Origin of the sequence: Chimaeribacter arupi, from assembly GCF_002858805.1 — a bacterium.
Taxonomy (GTDB): domain Bacteria; phylum Pseudomonadota; class Gammaproteobacteria; order Enterobacterales; family Enterobacteriaceae; genus Chimaeribacter; species Chimaeribacter arupi.
This window is the reverse complement of sequence record NZ_PJZI01000112.1, coordinates 1-244: the sequence shown is the minus strand read 5'-3', so window position 1 is coordinate 244 and position 244 is coordinate 1. Positions and strand designations below refer to the sequence as shown.

Sequence of the window (244 nt, the reverse complement as noted above, 5' to 3'; positions counted from 1 at the left end):
GCGAACGCGAGCAACGTTGCGCAGCAACGGCCCGAAGGGTGAGGAACGAAGTGACGAATCATCCTTCCCCCACCACCATCCTTTCAGACAGCACGCACTTCCTGATAAACACCCCAGTAAAAAAGAGTTGCCCATACGGGGAAGGACGAGAACCTTCGACAAGGTTCGGCGAGCGAACGCGAGCAACGTTGCGCAGCAACGGCCCGAAGGGTGAGGAACGAAGTGACGAATCATCCTTCCCCCA

2 other RNA genes are annotated in these 244 nt (G+C 57.4%); both read left to right on the top strand.

Annotated elements, in window-relative coordinates:
• Positions 1-78, top strand: a non-coding RNA gene (locus CYR52_RS22285) — RtT sRNA; the annotation flags it as partial.
• A 46-nt stretch (positions 79-124) separates the two neighbouring features.
• Positions 125-244, top strand: a non-coding RNA gene (locus CYR52_RS22280) — RtT sRNA; the annotation flags it as partial.